General features: G+C 65.5%; 17 protein-coding genes. 10 read left to right on the top strand and 7 right to left on the bottom strand.

Annotation, left to right across the window (positions count from 1 at the left end; genetic code table 11):
• Positions 1-259: 259 nt before the first annotated feature.
• The 3 genes from PVW46_RS08300 to purC form a co-directional block, all read right to left on the bottom strand.
• The gene (locus PVW46_RS08300; RefSeq protein ID WP_139132240.1) at positions 260-1126 is read right to left on the bottom strand and encodes a trypsin-like serine peptidase; all 867 of its coding nucleotides are present in this window, start codon (positions 1124-1126) and stop codon (positions 260-262) included.
• A 61-nt stretch (positions 1127-1187) separates the two neighbouring features.
• Positions 1188-1523, bottom strand: coding sequence for a hypothetical protein (locus PVW46_RS08295; RefSeq protein WP_069208361.1), 336 nt, complete (start codon positions 1521-1523; stop codon positions 1188-1190).
• Positions 1523-2284 (bottom strand): phosphoribosylaminoimidazolesuccinocarboxamide synthase, encoded by a 762-nt coding sequence (purC, locus tag PVW46_RS08290; protein ID WP_043139061.1) that lies wholly within the window; start codon positions 2282-2284, stop codon positions 1523-1525. Before purC ends, PVW46_RS08295 begins: the two co-directional genes overlap by 1 nt.
• Before the next feature lie 180 nt (positions 2285-2464).
• Between purC and PVW46_RS08285 the strand changes: the two genes are divergently transcribed.
• A complete protein-coding gene (locus tag PVW46_RS08285; RefSeq protein WP_043139064.1) occupies positions 2465-2779 on the top strand; it encodes a DUF1476 domain-containing protein in 315 nt (104 codons plus the stop codon).
• A gap of 98 nt (positions 2780-2877) precedes the next feature.
• Here PVW46_RS08285 and PVW46_RS08280 read toward each other — a convergent pair whose 3' ends face one another.
• Complete coding sequence (locus PVW46_RS08280; RefSeq protein WP_069208362.1) at positions 2878-3294, bottom strand: VOC family protein; 417 nt, start codon at positions 3292-3294, stop codon at positions 2878-2880.
• Between the two features lie 174 nt (positions 3295-3468).
• On the opposite strand from PVW46_RS08280, the gene PVW46_RS08275 reads away from it, so the two are divergent.
• The 9 genes from PVW46_RS08275 to PVW46_RS08235 all read left to right on the top strand — a co-directional run bounded on the left by PVW46_RS08275 (position 3469) and on the right by PVW46_RS08235 (position 12530).
• Positions 3469-4332 carry a DMT family transporter gene (locus tag PVW46_RS08275; protein WP_069208363.1) on the top strand — a complete coding sequence of 288 codons (864 nt, stop codon included), beginning with the start codon at positions 3469-3471 and terminating at the stop codon, positions 4330-4332.
• Between the two features lie 166 nt (positions 4333-4498).
• Positions 4499-5668 carry an OmpP1/FadL family transporter gene (locus PVW46_RS08270; protein ID WP_069208364.1) on the top strand — a complete coding sequence of 390 codons (1170 nt, stop codon included), beginning with the start codon at positions 4499-4501 and terminating at the stop codon, positions 5666-5668.
• Between the two features lie 121 nt (positions 5669-5789).
• A complete protein-coding gene (locus PVW46_RS08265) occupies positions 5790-6695 on the top strand; it encodes a DMT family transporter (protein WP_043139074.1) in 906 nt (301 codons plus the stop codon).
• A gap of 58 nt (positions 6696-6753) precedes the next feature.
• A complete protein-coding gene (locus PVW46_RS08260; RefSeq protein ID WP_043139076.1) occupies positions 6754-7614 on the top strand; it encodes a hypothetical protein in 861 nt (286 codons plus the stop codon).
• A gap of 408 nt (positions 7615-8022) precedes the next feature.
• The gene (locus PVW46_RS08255; RefSeq protein WP_069208365.1) at positions 8023-8958 is read left to right on the top strand and encodes a homoserine O-succinyltransferase; all 936 of its coding nucleotides are present in this window, start codon (positions 8023-8025) and stop codon (positions 8956-8958) included.
• 29 nt (positions 8959-8987) lie between these two features.
• Entirely contained in the window at positions 8988-9956 is a 969-nt protein-coding gene (locus PVW46_RS08250; RefSeq protein WP_069208366.1) for an alpha/beta fold hydrolase, read from the top strand.
• 99 nt (positions 9957-10055) lie between these two features.
• Positions 10056-10925 (top strand): polyphosphate kinase 2, encoded by an 870-nt coding sequence (gene ppk2, locus PVW46_RS08245; RefSeq protein ID WP_043139087.1) that lies wholly within the window; start codon positions 10056-10058, stop codon positions 10923-10925.
• A gap of 10 nt (positions 10926-10935) precedes the next feature.
• Entirely contained in the window at positions 10936-11556 is a 621-nt protein-coding gene (locus PVW46_RS08240) for a TetR/AcrR family transcriptional regulator (RefSeq protein WP_043139090.1), read from the top strand.
• A 110-nt stretch (positions 11557-11666) separates the two neighbouring features.
• The gene (locus PVW46_RS08235) at positions 11667-12530 is read left to right on the top strand and encodes a hypothetical protein (protein WP_069208367.1); all 864 of its coding nucleotides are present in this window, start codon (positions 11667-11669) and stop codon (positions 12528-12530) included.
• On the opposite strand, the gene PVW46_RS08230 is transcribed toward PVW46_RS08235, so the two are convergent.
• From PVW46_RS08230 to rplM, 3 genes are all read right to left on the bottom strand, one after another.
• Positions 12517-13557 carry a glycosyltransferase family 2 protein gene (locus PVW46_RS08230; RefSeq protein ID WP_069208368.1) on the bottom strand — a complete coding sequence of 347 codons (1041 nt, stop codon included), beginning with the start codon at positions 13555-13557 and terminating at the stop codon, positions 12517-12519. The genes PVW46_RS08235 and PVW46_RS08230 overlap by 14 nt on opposite strands.
• 131 nt (positions 13558-13688) lie before the next feature.
• Positions 13689-14177, bottom strand: coding sequence for a 30S ribosomal protein S9 (gene rpsI / locus PVW46_RS08225; RefSeq protein WP_043139093.1), 489 nt, complete (start codon positions 14175-14177; stop codon positions 13689-13691).
• On the bottom strand, positions 14177-14641 hold the full coding sequence (gene rplM / locus PVW46_RS08220) for a 50S ribosomal protein L13 (RefSeq protein WP_043139095.1): 465 nt from the start codon (positions 14639-14641) through the stop codon (positions 14177-14179). Before rplM ends, rpsI begins: the two co-directional genes overlap by 1 nt.
• Positions 14642-14750: the final 109 nt, after the last annotated feature.

Raw genomic sequence — 14750 nt, 5'->3', positions numbered from 1 at the left:
TCGTTCTGGTAGTCGCCAAAGGCCTGTTCAAAGGTCAGGCCACCACCACCGGCGGATTGCTTCGGCGCCAGGATGACCTTGCCGAAATCGGCAGGGTCGAATTCGACGGGCTGCGCCGCGAGGGGCGCGGCACAGAGCAGGGAAAGAACAACGGCACAGCGTCGGATCACGGGGACCTCGCTTAGATTGAGGTTTCCCCTAGGCTAGGCCGACACGGGTCAAAGACCAAGGGTGGGTTTTCCACCACCCCGTTGCATACCTAGGGCAGGCAGTCGTCGCCCGGCCCCGGCTGGCAGGTCCTTAGCTGATCCCGGGCGATCCGGGCAATCCGCGGGCTGGCCTCGATGATCCGCGCGATGGGCACCGCCACGGCGTCTCCCTCGGGCCCGTTCCCCGAACGGTGCAAGGCAGAAACCGCGATCGGGCCCGAAATATCGAAGAGCGGCGCGCCCGAGGTGCCCGGCAGGGTATCGCAGCGATGGCCCAGCCGGCCGTCCGGGGTCACGGCGGGGTCGGTCGCCGCACATCCAAGGCGTGCGATCCGCAGCGGGCCTGCCACCGGATGGCCGATCATCCACATCGGTTGCGCGCCCAGAACCGGGCGCAACGCGAACCGGACAGCGCCAAAACGCAGCGACGGCGCGCCAAAAACGTGCAAGAGTGCGTAACCCGTCTCTCGGTCGATCTCGATCGGACGGTGATCGACTGTGTAGACCTGCGCCACGGAGGGCATCTCACCGTCATCAAAGCCCATCACCAGCGTCATGGCCACGATGCCTCCCTCGACGGGCAGGCAGAGGTCGGAGGTCAGCACAAACGCCTCGTCCACGATGACGGCGGTGCAGTGACGGACCTTGTTGCCGTTGCTGGCGTAAAGGACATCCAGCCGCCCGACGGACCGGGCGGCCATGCGCATCGGGCTTGTGTCGGCAAAGGCCGACAGCGGCTCGTTCATGTCCCGCGTCCCCGCGGCACCGACCCTGACCGACCGCACCGGAACCGGCTGGACAATGCGGCCAAAGGCCAGGGGATCGCCTTCGAACGGCTGCGCCTGCGCCGCAGGCACCGGCAGACCAAGCATCAGGACCGCCAGGGCGAAAACAACTGCAACCGTTCTGAACATCATTGATCCGTACACATTGGCCAGGCAGATGTGCTGCGAGAAACACCATCCGTCAAGGACGACGTCACACCCCCGGACAGCTCCAGCCCTCATAGCGCCAGCGCCACCCGGCCAGCGCCTTGTCCAGCTCGTCGGTATGGACATCGAAATCCTCACCCGCCACGGCACGGTCCTCGGCAAAGGCAAAACCACCGCCCTCGGCTTCGGTGAGTTGGAATCCCTTGATGGCCAGGAAATCCTGAACCACCGTGGCGTTGATGTCGCCCGCCGGGCTGGGCGTGGCGCGATGCACCACGCGCCGCACCCCGGTGCCGTCATCGCCCCGCGCCGCAAGCTCTGCCCTCAGTGCGTCGTTACGCGCCTGGTTGGGGGCCTTTCGCTTGCGGAACAGGCCGAACATCAGTTGATGAGCTTGGGCTTTGCCATATGCGTCGCGGATTTTGGCATCACGCCCAGGCGGCGCGCCACCTCGGTATAGGCATCCGCGAGGTTGCCCAGGTCATGCCGGAACACGTCCTTGTCCAGCTTCTGGCCGGACTCGATGTCCCACAACCGGCAGCTGTCGGGCGAGATCTCGTCCGCCACGATCAGGCGCTGGTAATCGCCGTCATAGACCCGGCCGACCTCGATCTTGAAGTCCACCAGCCGGATGCCGACGCCGTACATCAGGCCCGACAGGTAATCGTTCACGCGCAGCGCCAGCGCCACGATATCGTCCATGTCCTGCTGGCTGGCCCAGCCGAAGGCGGCGATATGTTCCTCTGTCACAAGCGGATCGCCCAGCTTGTCGTCCTTGTAGCAGTATTCGACGATCGGACGCGGCAGGGCTGTGCCCTCCTCGATCCCCAGGCGCTTGGACATCGACCCGGCGGCATAGTTGCGCACGATGATTTCCAGCGGCACGATCTCGCAGGCACGGACCAGTTGTTCGCGCATGTTCAGCCGCTTGATGAAATGGGTCGGGACACCGATGCCGTTCAGCCCGGTCATGAAGAACTCGGACAGGCGGTTGTTCAGCACCCCCTTGCCCTCGATCACGTCCTTCTTCTCGGCGTTGAAAGCGGTGGCGTCATCCTTGAAATATTGCACGATGGTGCCCGGTTCGGGGCCTTCATACAGGATCTTCGCCTTGCCTTCGTAGATTTTCTTGCGCCGTGCCATCGGGGCCCTTTCCAAACGGATAGACCGCGCAAGGAGAATCCGGGCGCGGTGGCGTTTTCCTTATTACAGAGCCCGTCATGCTGCAAGTCGGGCGCGGGCTGCGGCGCTTCTGCCCCTTGCACCGCGCGCCCCGGAGCGGCATATCCAAGGGAAAGTCACGTTGCCGAGGGAGCCGCGCTCATGACCACCTTCGACGATCGCGAAAACGCGTTCGAGAACAAGTATGCCCACGACGAGGAAATGAAGTTCAAGGCCGAGGCCCGCGCCAACAAGCTTCTGGGGCTCTGGGCGGCCGAACTGCTGGGCAAGACCGGCTCTGACGCCGATGCCTATGCCGTCGAGGTCATCAAGGCCGATTTCGAGGAAGCCGGCCACGAGGACGTGGTGCGCAAGGTCGCGGGCGACCTGGGCGACAAGGCCACCGCGGACGAGATCCGCTCCAAACGCGCGGCGCTGCTGGTCATGGCCAAGGACCAAATCATGAAAGAGGCCTGAGGGTTTCTTGCAGGGACATTGCCAGGCCAGCCGCCGCGCGGCTGGCCTTTTTTGTGGGCAAGCGTCGCCGCGCCCCACTCGTTCCAACCGTCCCGTTTCTAGCCGTCCCGGCCCGGTTCTTTCGGGTCGCTGGAGAACAGGGCAATCTTGTTGCCCTGAGGGTCGCGCAGGTAGCCCACATAGAAGTTCGGCCCATATGACGCCCGAAAGCCGGGCTGGCCTTCGTCGGTCCCGCCCGCGTCAAGCGCGGCGGCATGGAGGTCCCGCACCTGTTTTTGACTGCGCGCCTCGAAGGCGATCATGGATCCGTTTCCGGCCGTTGCCGGCCCCCCATCGAAGGTCGGTTTGACGTAGAAATCAGGCAAGGCGACAGGCTGGCCCGCCTGCACGGGCAGGCAATAGCTCAACCCTTCCGGCCCCTCGGCCAGGTCATAGCCCAGGGCGGGCAGGAAGGCGGAATAAAACCGTTTGGAACGCGCGATATTATCCGTCCCCACCGTGACATAGGCAATCATTACTGGCTCTTCTTTCCGGACATTTGGTCAGTCGCCGTCGCTGTCCGCCTTGTTGTAGGTCAGGGTCGGGGGCGGGACAATATACCCCGTTCCGTCCGCACCACCCCGCCGGTCTGGACATTTCCGCGCCGCTCTGCACAGATGCGCGGCAGATACGGAACGGGACCTCCCTCAATGCACGACACCTTGCGCGGCTGCCTCTGGATGACAGGGGCCATCGCCTCTTTCACCGTCATGGCCATCGCCGGGCGCGCGGTCAGCCTCGATCTCGATACCTTCGAGATCATGCTGTACCGGTCGCTCATCGGCATCGTGATCGTGCTGTCCGTGGCAGGTATGGCGGGCACCCTGTCCCACATCACGACCCGCAACATGCGCACCCACCTGCTGCGCAACCTCTTCCACTTTTCCGGCCAGAACCTGTGGTTCTTTTCGATCACCGCGATCCCGCTGGCCCAGGTCTTCGCAATCGAGTTCACTTCGCCCTTCTGGGTCATGCTGCTGAGCGCGCTGATCCTGGGCGAAAGGCTGACGCCGAACCGCGTGGGCGCTGCGATCCTCGGCTTCATCGGCATCCTGATCGTCACCCGCCCCTCGCCCGAGACAGCCGATATCGGCCAGCTCACCGCCGCGCTGGCGGCCATCGGCTTTGCCGGCTCTGCGGTCTTTACCCGGCTGCTGACCCGAACCGAGCGGATCACCTGCATCCTCTTCTGGCTGACCGTCATGCAGGCGGCTTTCGGTCTCGTCTGCGCGGGCATCGACGGCGACATCGCCCTGCCCGCCGCCGACAGCCTGCCCTGGGTGGTGCTGATCGCCTTTGCCGGGCTAGTTGCGCATTTCTGCCTGACCACGGCGCTCTCGCTGGCGCCTGCGACGGTGGTCATGCCCATCGACTTTGCCCGCCTGCCGGTGATCGCGCTGGTCGGGATGCTGGTCTACGCCGAGGCGCTGGACCCGCTGGTCCTGCTGGGCGCGCTGGTCATCTTCGGCGCCAACTATGCGAACATCTGGTTCGAAACGCGCAAGACCCGGTAAACAGGGCCTTTTCCGGGACCAACGCCGCCCCGCGCAAGGTGTTACAATTTCGTGACGTTGCGTTGCGGACACGGTTGCTGACGTTTCGTCACAGATTGACCGTTTCGTTAACCCCTCAATAGCTTATCCACAGGAGACTTCCCACACTCAGGGATAGAGGGACAAAATGATAAATCGACTTATAGGGGTGGGCGCGCTGGCGCTGGCACCGCTGACGGCGCAGGCCGGCGGCATCGACCGTTCGGGCCAATCGATCGGTGTGATCTTCGAAAAAGGCACTTATGCCGAGTTCAGCTTTGGCTCGGTTTCGCCGAACGTGTCCGGCATGCAGGTCGTCACCTTTCCCCCGGCACTGGGCGGCTCGACGGCGGGCAGCAAGTCCGGCGACATGACGAACAGCTACCTGCAGTTCGGCGCCGCGCTGAAACACGACTACAACGACAAGTTCTCGGTCGCCCTGATCCTTGAACAGCCCTTCGGCGCCGACGTGGAATACGACACCGGCACCGGCTACTTCGCCTCTAGCGCCACAGCCAAGCTGCAGTCCGAAGGCCTGACCGCCGTCGCGCGGTACAAGTTCAACGAGAACTTCAGCGTGCATGGCGGCGTCCGCTACCAGCGCCTCACCGCCGAGGCCTTCATTCCCTACATCACGCTGCCCGTCGGACCGCTGGCCGGCACCCCCTATAGCGCGGATACCCAGCGCGACGCGGGGTGGGGTTACCTGCTGGGGGCCGCCTATGAACGGCCCGACATCGCCCTGCGCGTCGCGCTGACCTACAACTCGGGGATCCAGCACGATCTGCCGACGGTGGAAAGCTCGGCCATCGGCCTCGCCAACAGCTCGACCACCGGGATCAAGACGCCGCAATCGGTGAACCTGGAATTCCAGACCGGCATCGCCCCGGACACGCTGCTCTTCGGCTCTGTCCGCTGGGTCGACTGGAGCGAGTTCGAAATCCGCCCCACCGATTACGACGCCCTGACCGGCGCGCTGGCCGGCGGCCCGGGGGTTGCGCTTGTCTCCTACCAGGATGACACGATCACCTACAACCTCGGCGTCGGCCGCCGCTTCAACGAGAACTGGGCCGGTTCCGTCTCGGTCGGCTACGAGCCGGCAAACAGCAATTTCGCCTCGAACCTCGGACCGACCAACGGCAACTGGAGCGTCGGACTCGGGGCCGCCTATACCCAGGGCAAGTACGAGATTTCCGGCGGCGTGCGCTATGTCCGCATCGGCGAAGCGGAAACCGAGGTCGGCCCCTTCTCGCCCGCGACCTCCTTTGACGACAACCACGCCATCGGCGTCGGCATGAAGATCGCGGTCAACTTCTGATCCTGCACCTGACCGGACGGAGTGACCCGGGGCTGCCAGCGGCCCCGGGTTTTTCGTCTGGCGCGGTCCAATGCGCAGGTTCCGGATCGCGCGACCGATCTCTCGGGACTACTCCGGAACCATGACACAGACCTCCCTTTCCCCCCGCGCCTGGGCCGAGCTGATCCTGCTGGGCCTGATCTGGGGCGGTTCCTTTCTTGCCATCCGCACCGCGCTGGACGAGATCGGACCGCTGACCTCCGTCCTCTTTCGCACCGGTATCGCGGCGCTTGTGCTCTGGCCGGTGATCCTCTGGCGCGGGATCGCCCTGCCACGTGGCTGGCGCACATGGCGCGGCCTGCTGGTCATGGGGGTGCTCAACAACGTGATCCCCTTCACCCTGATGGCCTGGGGCCAGTTGCACATCCCCTCGGGCCTGACCTCGATCCTCAATGCGACGACGGCGATCTTCGGGGTGCTGGTGGCCGCGGCGGTCTTTGCCGACGAGCGTCTGACCACGCGCAAGGCGCTGGGTGTCACCCTGGGGTTCGCGGGCGTGGTGACGGCGATCGGCCCGGCGGCGCTGCTGAGCCTCGACCTGACCTCGACCGCGCAGCTTGCGGTGATTGCCGGAACGTTCTCCTATGCCTGTGCGGGGGCCTGGGCGCGCGTCCACCTGCGCGGGCTGGCGCCCCTGGCCGCCGCCGCCGGAATGCTGACCTCCTCGACGCTGGTCATGGCGCCGCTGACCCTGATGACCGAGGGATTGCCCAGCCTCGCGCTGTCCTCTGCCACCTGGATCGGCATTCTCTATTACGCGCTGATCGCCACCGCGCTGGCTTATCTGTTGTATTACCGTGTGCTTGCGATGGCGGGTGCGGGCAACCTGATGCTGGTCACGCTGCTGATCCCGCCCACGGCCATCGCACTTGGCGCCCTCGTCCGCGCCGAGGACCTGCACCCGGGCGCCTACGCGGGGCTGGCGCTGCTTGCCCTTGGCCTGTGCGTTCTGGATGGGCGGTTGTTCCGGACGGCGGTCAGGGTTTGACGCGGGCGCACGGCCCGCGTAATCCGGTCCAAACCGACTTAACGGGATGCGATCCGCGATGCTCTACCCCACTGCCCAGGCCTGGCGCGATGCGCCCCGCAAACGCGTTGTGCTTTATGCCATGTCGGGCCTCGGCAAGACCCATGTCTCGAACCTGCTGCGCGAGGAAGGCGGCTGGTTCCACTATTCCATCGATTACCGCATCGGCACCCGCTACATGGGTGAATACATCGCCGACAACGCCAAGCGCCACGCCATGCAGGTGCCCTTCCTGCGCAAGCTGCTGCTGACGGATTCGATCTACATCGGCTCCAACATCTCCTTCGACAACCTCACGCCCGTCTCGACCTACCTCGGCAAGCCCGGCAACCCGGAACTTGGCGGCCTGACGATGGACACCTACCGCCTGCGACAGTCGCAATTCGAACGGGCCGAACGCCAGGCCCTGCTGGACACCGAGTATTTCATCTGGCGGGCCGAGGATCTCTATGGCTACCCGCATTTCATCTGCGACACCGGCGGCAGCATCTGCGAATGGGTCGATCCCGCCGACCCCGAGGACGAGATCCTGACCGCGCTCAGCCAGCAGGCCCTGATGGTCTGGATCAAGGGCAGCGAGGCCCATACCGAAGAACTGATCCGCCGCTTCGACCGGGCGCCCAAGCCGATGGCCTACCAGCCTGCCTTCCTCGAAGATGCCTGGGCGCGCTACCTGGACGAATTCGGCCTGACCGAACAGCAGGTCGACCCCGACACCTTCATCCGCTGGACCTATGCCCAGGCGCTGGCCCACCGCCAGCCGCTCTACGAGGCGATGGCCGAAAAATGGGGCGTGACGGTCGAGGCCACGGACATGGCTCAGGTCCGCGACCAGGCCGATTTCATCGAGCTGATCGCCGCCGCCCTGCCGCAGGGCTGACGCCCGGTCCCCGAACGGTCGCCTGCACAAGAAATGGACGTCACCGGTATTATCTTTGCCCGATCCGCCCCGGGCTGTTGCTAGGCCTGGCCCCGACACATAGTGTCGGGCGCATATGCGAACATCGTGGTTCACATTCGGAAAGACCGGCGGGCAGACCGGGGCGCGGCCCCATCGTCGCGCCGGTGCCCGCAGGGGCAGACCCGAGATCCGGGCAGGGACACATGTGGCCGGCACAAGGCCGCCCTGACGCGCCCCGTCTCCCCCGCCTCATCCCCGGTTTTCACCGCTGCCCCGGCTCCGCCCCGGCCAATTGGCCCGGATCCGTGCGGGTGGCCCGTTTCTCCTGCTTGCCCCATGACAGCCGATCCCCTATCTAGGCCTCCGCGCCGTGAAAGGACCCGACCGATGCCCATCAAGCTGCCCTCCGACCTGCCCGCCTTCGACGTGCTCACGCGTGAGGGTGTCATGGTCATGACCGAGGAACAGGCAGCCCGGCAGGACATCCGCCCGCTGCGCATCGGTCTGCTCAACCTGATGCCCAAGAAGATCCAGACGGAAAACCAGTTTGCCCGCCTGATCGGGGCCACGCCGCTGCAGATCGAGTTCAGCCTGATCCGCATGTCCGAGCACCAGACCAAGAACACCGCCGCCGAGCACATGGAGACCTTCTATCGCCCCTTCACCGAGGTGGCCGCCTCCGGCGAGAAGTTCGACGGGCTGATCATCACCGGCGCGCCGATCGAACACCTGCCCTTCGACGAGGTCACCTACTGGGACGAGCTGCGCCAGGTCTTCGACTGGACCCAGACCCATGTGCATTCCACCTTCGGCGTCTGCTGGGGCGGGATGGCGATGATCAATCATTTCCACGGCGTGAAGAAACACATGCTCGAGGCCAAGGCCTTTGGCGCGGTGCGGCACCGCAACCTGGAACCGGCCTCGCCCTACTTGCGCGGGTTCTCCGACGACATGGTGATCCCGGTGTCGCGCTGGACGGAAATTCACCGTGACGAGGTGACGGCCGCCGGCCTGCCGATCCTGATCGACTCCGAGGAAACCGGTCCCTGCCTGGTCGAGGACCCGTGCCACCGGGCGCTCTATATCTTCAACCATCTCGAATACGACAGCGGCACTCTCAAGGAAGAATACGACCGCGATGTCGCGGCGGGGAACCCGATCAACGTGCCGGCCAACTACTACCCGGACGATGATCCGTCGAAACCGCCGCAGAACCGCTGGCGCAGCCATGCGCATCTTCTTTACGGAAACTGGATCAACCAGATCTACCAGTCGACGCCTTTCGACCTATCCTTGATCGGAAAGGCCCCTGTCCAAGCCTGACAGGGGTCCGGTCCGTCACGGAGTAAAAGGTGTTACGTATCCTGGGTGCCGTTCTTCTTCTTTCCCTGCTGGGCGGCTGCGCCGTCACGCAGATGCGCGCCGACCGCATGGAGCGCGAGGCAGAGACACGCTGGCCCCCCGTGGGCCGCTTCGTCGAGGTCGATGGCCTGCGGGTCCACTATGTCCAGAAAGGCCGCGGCCCGGACGTGGTGCTGCTGCATGGCGCCAGCGGCAACCTGCGCGATTTCACCTTTCAACTGGTCGACCGGCTGGCGCGCGACTATCGCGTGACCGCCTTCGACCGTCCCGGGCTGGGCTACACCACGCGCGAGGCGCGCTTTCAGGGCGCCTTCAATGCCCGCGCGGAAACCCCGCAGGACCAGGCTGCCGCGCTGGCGGCGGCGGCGGCAAAGCTGGGGATCAGGCGGCCCGTGGTGGTCGGCCATTCCTTTGGCGGGGCGGTGGCGATGGCCTGGGGGCTGGACCAGGATGCCGCCGCCGTCGTCAGCCTGGGCGGCGCGATCATGCCTTGGCCCGGATCGCTCGACAGCCAGTACCAGGTGCTGGGAAACCCGCTGGGGGGCGCCGTCGTGCCGCAATTCGTGACCGCCTACTACTCCGAAGACCGCGCCCGGCAGGCGGTGGCGGGCATCTTTGCGCCCCAGGGTGTGCCAGAGGGCTACCTCGACCACATCGGACCCGGCCTCAGCCTGCGGCGAGAGACGATCCGCGCCAATGGCCGCCAGGTCGCCGCCCTGCGCCCCGCCCTTGTCGAGATGTCCAGACGTTATCCGCAGATGACGATTCCCGTCGAGCTGGTGCATGGCACCGCCGACACCACCGTGGGCTATGAAATCCACAGCGTCGCCGCCGACAAGCTCTTGCCCGATGCCCGCGTCACCCCCTTGGAAGGTGTCGGCCACATGCCCCAGCACGCCCGCCCCGGCGCCGTGATCGAGGCCGTGCGCCGCGCCGCGGCCCGCGCCGGCCTGCGCTGACCCCGGGTCGTCGTCCGCCCTGTCACAGGCCCGACAATGGTTTGCGTTAATCCTCTTAACATCCCATAGTGCCGGTCACTTAGACGCGCGAGGCCCTCCATGACGCTCCCCTTCGACGGCGCCATTTCCAGCTACTTCGAGCATGACGCCCCCAAGCCCGTGCGCGAGGCGATCAGCCGCGCCGACAAGGACGACATCCTCGACACCGGCTATCCCTATTCCGAGGAGATGAAGCGCAAGGCCTACGACAAGGAGATGGAGCGCCTGCAGATCGAGCTGGTCAAGATGCAGGCCTGGGCCAAGGAAACCGGTGCCCGCCTTGCGCTGGTCTTCGAGGGGCGCGATGCCGCCGGCAAGGGCGGCACGATCAAACGCTTCCGGATGAACCTCAACCCGCGCGGCGCCCGTGTCGTGGCGCTTGGCACGCCGTCCGACCGCGAACAGACCCAGTGGTATTTCCAGCGCTACATCGACCATCTTCCTGCGGCGGGCGAAATCGTCTTCTTCGACCGGTCCTGGTACAACCGGGGCGTGGTCGAACATGTCTTCGGCTTCTGCAACAACGCACAGCGCGAGCACTTCTTCACCCAGGTCCCCGCCTTCGAAAAGATGCTGGTGGACGAGGGCATCCATGTCTTCAAGTTCTGGCTGAACGTGGGCCGCGCCGAACAGCTGCGCCGCTTCATGAAACGCGAGAACGACCCCCTGAAACAGTGGAAGCTCAGCCGCATCGACGTCGAGGGGCTGGCCCGCTGGGACGCCTATTCCGCCGCCATCCAGGAAACCCTGACCCGCAGCCACACCGCCACCGCGCCCTGGACGGTGGTGCGCTCGGACGACAAGAAACGCGCCCGGCTGGCCGCGATCCGGCATGTGCTGACTCACCTGGACTATGCGCGCAAGGACGTGAAAGCCCTCGGCGCGACGGATTCCAGGATTCTCGGCGGGCCGGAGATCTGGGAGGCCTGACGGGCCGGACATGGTCAAGAAACGCGGATACCATCACGGCAACCTGCGCCAGGCGCTGGTCGAGGCCGCGCTGAAGCTGATCGAGGAGAAAGGCCCATCGGGCTTCACGCTCTCGGAGGCGGCGAAACAGGCGGGCGTCACCCCGGCGGCGGTCTACCGGCATTTTTCCGGGCGCGAGGACCTGATCGCCGAGGCCGCGCGCCAGGGCTACGAGATCTTCGCCGATGTCATGCAATACGCCTATGACAAGGGGCAACCATCGGCGCTGGCCGCCTTCGAGGCAACGGGCCGCGCCTACCTGGCCTTCGCCCGAAAGTACCCCGGCCATTACATCGCGATGTTCGAATCCGGGGTGTCGGTCAACCACTCGCCGGAACTGGCAATGGCCTCGGCCCGGGCCCGCGCGGTGCTGGAAACCGCGGCCGAGAAACTGTCACAGCATATCCCGCCCGAAAAACGTCCGCCTCCGGCGATGTTTTCGGCCCATATCTGGGCGCTCAGCCACGGGGTGGTCGAGCTCTACGCCCGCAACTCGCCCGGCAGCCAGGCCCCCTTCCCGCCCGAGGACCTGCTGGAATCGGGCATCGGCGTCTACCTGCGCGGGCTGGGGTTATTGCCACCGGACCAGTAGAAGGGACCGGGCGGGGACACCGCCCCCGCTTGCCAGGGGCAAGTCCCCCGAGGTATTTCCGGCACAAAGAAGCAAGAGGCGCGCGCCGTGACCGCCGCCAGGGAGCCAGGATGACCAAGACCTTCTTTCTCGGCCTCGGGGGCCAGAAATGCGGATCCTCCTGGATCCAGGCCTACCTGGCGCGCCAGCCCGGATCGGATTTCGGCCGCCTGGGCGAATACCAGGCCTGGGAGCACCGCCTGGGCGGCGTCTTTGCCCGCTACCGCGCGCCCGAACCCTCTGCCCTGGGCAAGCTGCGCGCCCATGCCAAGGTCGCGCTTGGCGCTCTGGAACCGGCAGCGCACCTGCGCTGGCGCCTGCAACGGGACGAAGACGCCTATTTCGACTATTTCGCCGGGCTGCTGTCACAGCAAGGGATCACCCGCACCGGCGACATCACCCCGTCCTACGCAGCGCTTCCCGTCGAACTTCTGGCGCGCATCCGGGACGGGTTCGCCAGCCGGGGCGTCGCCGTCAAACTGCTGTTTTCCATGCGTGACCCGGTCGACCGCCTGCGCTCTCACCTGCGCATGGAGATGGAAAAGGGCCGCCTCCCCGAAGCCCCCGAGAACGAGGCCCCCCTGCGCGCCTTCTACGCCACCCCAGAAGCCGAGGCGCGCAGCCGCTACGACCGGACCCTGTCCGCCATCGAGGCTGTCTTTGACGACGGCGACGTCTTTCTGACCCCGTTCGAGACGCTGTTCACGGCCAATGGAATCGCCGACCTGTCGCGCTTCGCGGGTGTGGCCGTGGACGCCCAGGCCGGAATGCGCGCGGTCAACAGCCGGGCCAAGGGGTCCGGCCTCTCGGAGGAACTGGAAGGCGAGATCGCCCGCCACTATGCCCCCGTCTACGAGGCGGCGGCCCGCCGCCTGCCCCAGGTCGCCGAGGCCTGGCCCTCGGCCCGCTTCGTGCTGGCGCCTACCAGCGCATGAGCCCGCAGCGCAGCAGTTGCTCGGGCCCTTCGTAGGCCACCGATTCCGCGTCGAGGAACCCATCCTCGACACCCCGCATCCTCTCCAGCAACTGGGCGTAGTAACGATACTTGGCGGCAGCATTGGCATGGGCGCCCCAGGCGGTCGCCCGGTCGATCTTGTCGGCGAATTGCGCCGTAAAGACGAAATGCGCGACCGTCAGCAGCACCTCGGACGAGGGCGGCAGGTTGCCATAGTGCGAGCCGGTCAGGCGGCTGTGCGAATCGCGCAGCACCAATGGCGTCTTGTGCCGGGGCGATTTCTGGAACTGCTGCGCCTTTTTCGCACGCGACGACATCCAGATCCGCTGCCACCCCCGCCGCACCACCTGCGGCGCGACCCCGTACCGCTCGAACAGGCGGGCCGTCTTGGACTTGCCCATCAACTCGGGCTGGGCCCCCTCCCGAAGGGCCACCAGTTGCTCGCACTGGAAATGCGGATAGGCCGCCATCAGCCCGTCAAAGCTTTCCGGCAAGCGCCCCGACAGCCCGGATGCAGAGGCCGGAAAGAACTCCACCACCGAGGCCACCGCCGAAGGCGCGCCCTCCGCCCGCAGCCGGTCCGCAACCTCGCGGATCGAACCGACACCCGGCGGCAGGATCAGGAACTCATCCGCATCAAGGTAGCTAACGTAGGCGCCGTCGAAGAACAGCGCCGGCAGCGCGATCTTGAAATAAACGCCCAGCCGCTCGTCGCGCACGACCCCTTCGGGATCGCGGTAGCGGATCGGGCTGCCATAGCCCAAGCCGTCCGACCGCATCACGACCACGTCGCCTTGTGCGCACAGGAACTCGAACGACCCGTCGGACGAGGCATCGTCCCAGATCAGGAACTGCTCGTAGCCGATCGCCCGGTGATGCGCCAGCCAGGCGGGCAGAAAGCCGATCTCGTCCTTCATCACCGAAAACAGCGAGAGCTTCGCAGGGTCCACCTCGCCCGACACCACCCGGGCCAGCCGACCTGCGTCCTCGATCCCCACCGTCTCCATGCGCTTACCCTGCTTCTTTGGTTTCCAAATACCTCGGGGGGCTTGCCACAGGCAAGCATGGGGGTGGAACCCCCACCCACCAAAAAAAGAAGGGGCCCCGAAGGGCCCCTGCAATCGCGATATCGAAACGATCAGCGCTTCGAGAACTGGAACGAACGACGCGCCTTGCGCTTACCGAACTTCTTACGCTCGACGACACGGCTGTCGCGGGTCAGGAAGCCGGCCGCCTTGAGCGGGCCGCGCAGCGAGGGATCGTAAAGCTGCAGCGCCTTCGAGACACCGTGCTTGACCGCGCCGGCCTGGCCGGTCAGGCCGCCGCCCTTGACGGTGGCATAGACATCGAATTCGCCTTCGACACCGGCCACCTGGAACGGCTGGCGCAGGATCAGCTGCAGCACCGGACGGGCAAAGTACTTGTCCATTTCCTTGCCGTTGACGGTGACCTTGCCGGAGCCCGGCTTGATCCAGACGCGGGCAACCGCGTCCTTCCGCTTGCCGGTGGCATAGGAGCGGCCCAGTTCATCACGGACCGGCTCACGCGGGGCTTCCTCGGCGACGACGACGTCCTCGACGCCGGCTGCTGCGCCCAGCTCTTCCAGAGAGTTGATCTGATCAGCCATTATTTCGTCACCCGGGTGTTCTTGGAGTTCTTCGATTTCACGTCCAGAACCTCGGGGTTCTGGGCTTCATGCGGATGCTCGGCGCCGGCGTAGATGCGCAGGTTGGTCAGCACCTTGCGCGACAGGCGGTTGCCCGGCAGCATGCGCTTGACGGCCTGGAAGACGACGCGCTCGGGGTGAGCGCCTTCAAGGATCTGCGCCTTGGTGCGCGACTTGATCCCGCCGGGGTGGCCGGTGTGCCAGTAGAAGTTCTCTTCGCGCTTCTTGCCGGTCAGCTGCACCTTGTCCGCGTTCACGATGATGACATTGTCACCACAGTCCATGTGCGGGGTGAAGGAGGGCTTGTGCTTGCCGCGCAGCCGCATGGCGACGATCGACGCGAGACGACCCAGAACGAGGCCTTCGGCGTCGATCACGATCCATTTCTTGTCGATGTCTGCCGGAGTTGCAGAGTAGGTTTTCATATGTATCGGTCCGTTTCGAGTGAGAAAGCCGAGGCAAAGCCCCGGCCCTGAATTCGATTGCGCCGTTATACGCAGGCCAATTTTCCAGTCAAGCGCACTGGTGCAGAAT

Source organism: Mameliella sp. AT18 (assembly GCF_028807275.1).
In the GTDB taxonomy this organism is placed as follows: domain Bacteria; phylum Pseudomonadota; class Alphaproteobacteria; order Rhodobacterales; family Rhodobacteraceae; genus Antarctobacter; species Antarctobacter albus.
This window is presented reverse-complemented; position numbering and strand designations above follow the sequence as displayed.

Bases quoted from the DNA above. Each gene is read 5' to 3' on its own strand.
- PVW46_RS08270 (WP_069208364.1), top strand. From the start codon at position 4,499: ATGATAAATCGACTTATAGGGGTGGGCGCGCTGGCGCTGGCACCGCTG.
- PVW46_RS08275 (WP_069208363.1), top strand. From the start codon at position 3,469: ATGCACGACACCTTGCGCGGCTGCCTCTGGATGACAGGGGCCATCGCC.
- PVW46_RS08265 (WP_043139074.1), top strand. From the start codon at position 5,790: ATGACACAGACCTCCCTTTCCCCCCGCGCCTGGGCCGAGCTGATCCTG.
- PVW46_RS08230 (WP_069208368.1), bottom strand. From the start codon at position 13,557: ATGGAGACGGTGGGGATCGAGGACGCAGGTCGGCTGGCCCGGGTGGTG.
- purC (WP_043139061.1), bottom strand. From the start codon at position 2,284: ATGGCACGGCGCAAGAAAATCTACGAAGGCAAGGCGAAGATCCTGTAT.
- ppk2 (WP_043139087.1), top strand. From the start codon at position 10,056: ATGACGCTCCCCTTCGACGGCGCCATTTCCAGCTACTTCGAGCATGAC.
- PVW46_RS08295 (WP_069208361.1), bottom strand. From the start codon at position 1,523: ATGTTCGGCCTGTTCCGCAAGCGAAAGGCCCCCAACCAGGCGCGTAAC.
- PVW46_RS08235 (WP_069208367.1), top strand. From the start codon at position 11,667: ATGACCAAGACCTTCTTTCTCGGCCTCGGGGGCCAGAAATGCGGATCC.
- rplM (WP_043139095.1), bottom strand. From the start codon at position 14,641: ATGAAAACCTACTCTGCAACTCCGGCAGACATCGACAAGAAATGGATC.
- PVW46_RS08280 (WP_069208362.1), bottom strand. From the start codon at position 3,294: ATGATTGCCTATGTCACGGTGGGGACGGATAATATCGCGCGTTCCAAA.
- PVW46_RS08300 (WP_139132240.1), bottom strand. From the start codon at position 1,126: ATGATGTTCAGAACGGTTGCAGTTGTTTTCGCCCTGGCGGTCCTGATG.
- PVW46_RS08255 (WP_069208365.1), top strand. From the start codon at position 8,023: ATGCCCATCAAGCTGCCCTCCGACCTGCCCGCCTTCGACGTGCTCACG.
- rpsI (WP_043139093.1), bottom strand. From the start codon at position 14,177: ATGGCTGATCAGATCAACTCTCTGGAAGAGCTGGGCGCAGCAGCCGGC.
- PVW46_RS08260 (WP_043139076.1), top strand. From the start codon at position 6,754: ATGCTCTACCCCACTGCCCAGGCCTGGCGCGATGCGCCCCGCAAACGC.
- PVW46_RS08285 (WP_043139064.1), top strand. From the start codon at position 2,465: ATGACCACCTTCGACGATCGCGAAAACGCGTTCGAGAACAAGTATGCC.
- PVW46_RS08240 (WP_043139090.1), top strand. From the start codon at position 10,936: ATGGTCAAGAAACGCGGATACCATCACGGCAACCTGCGCCAGGCGCTG.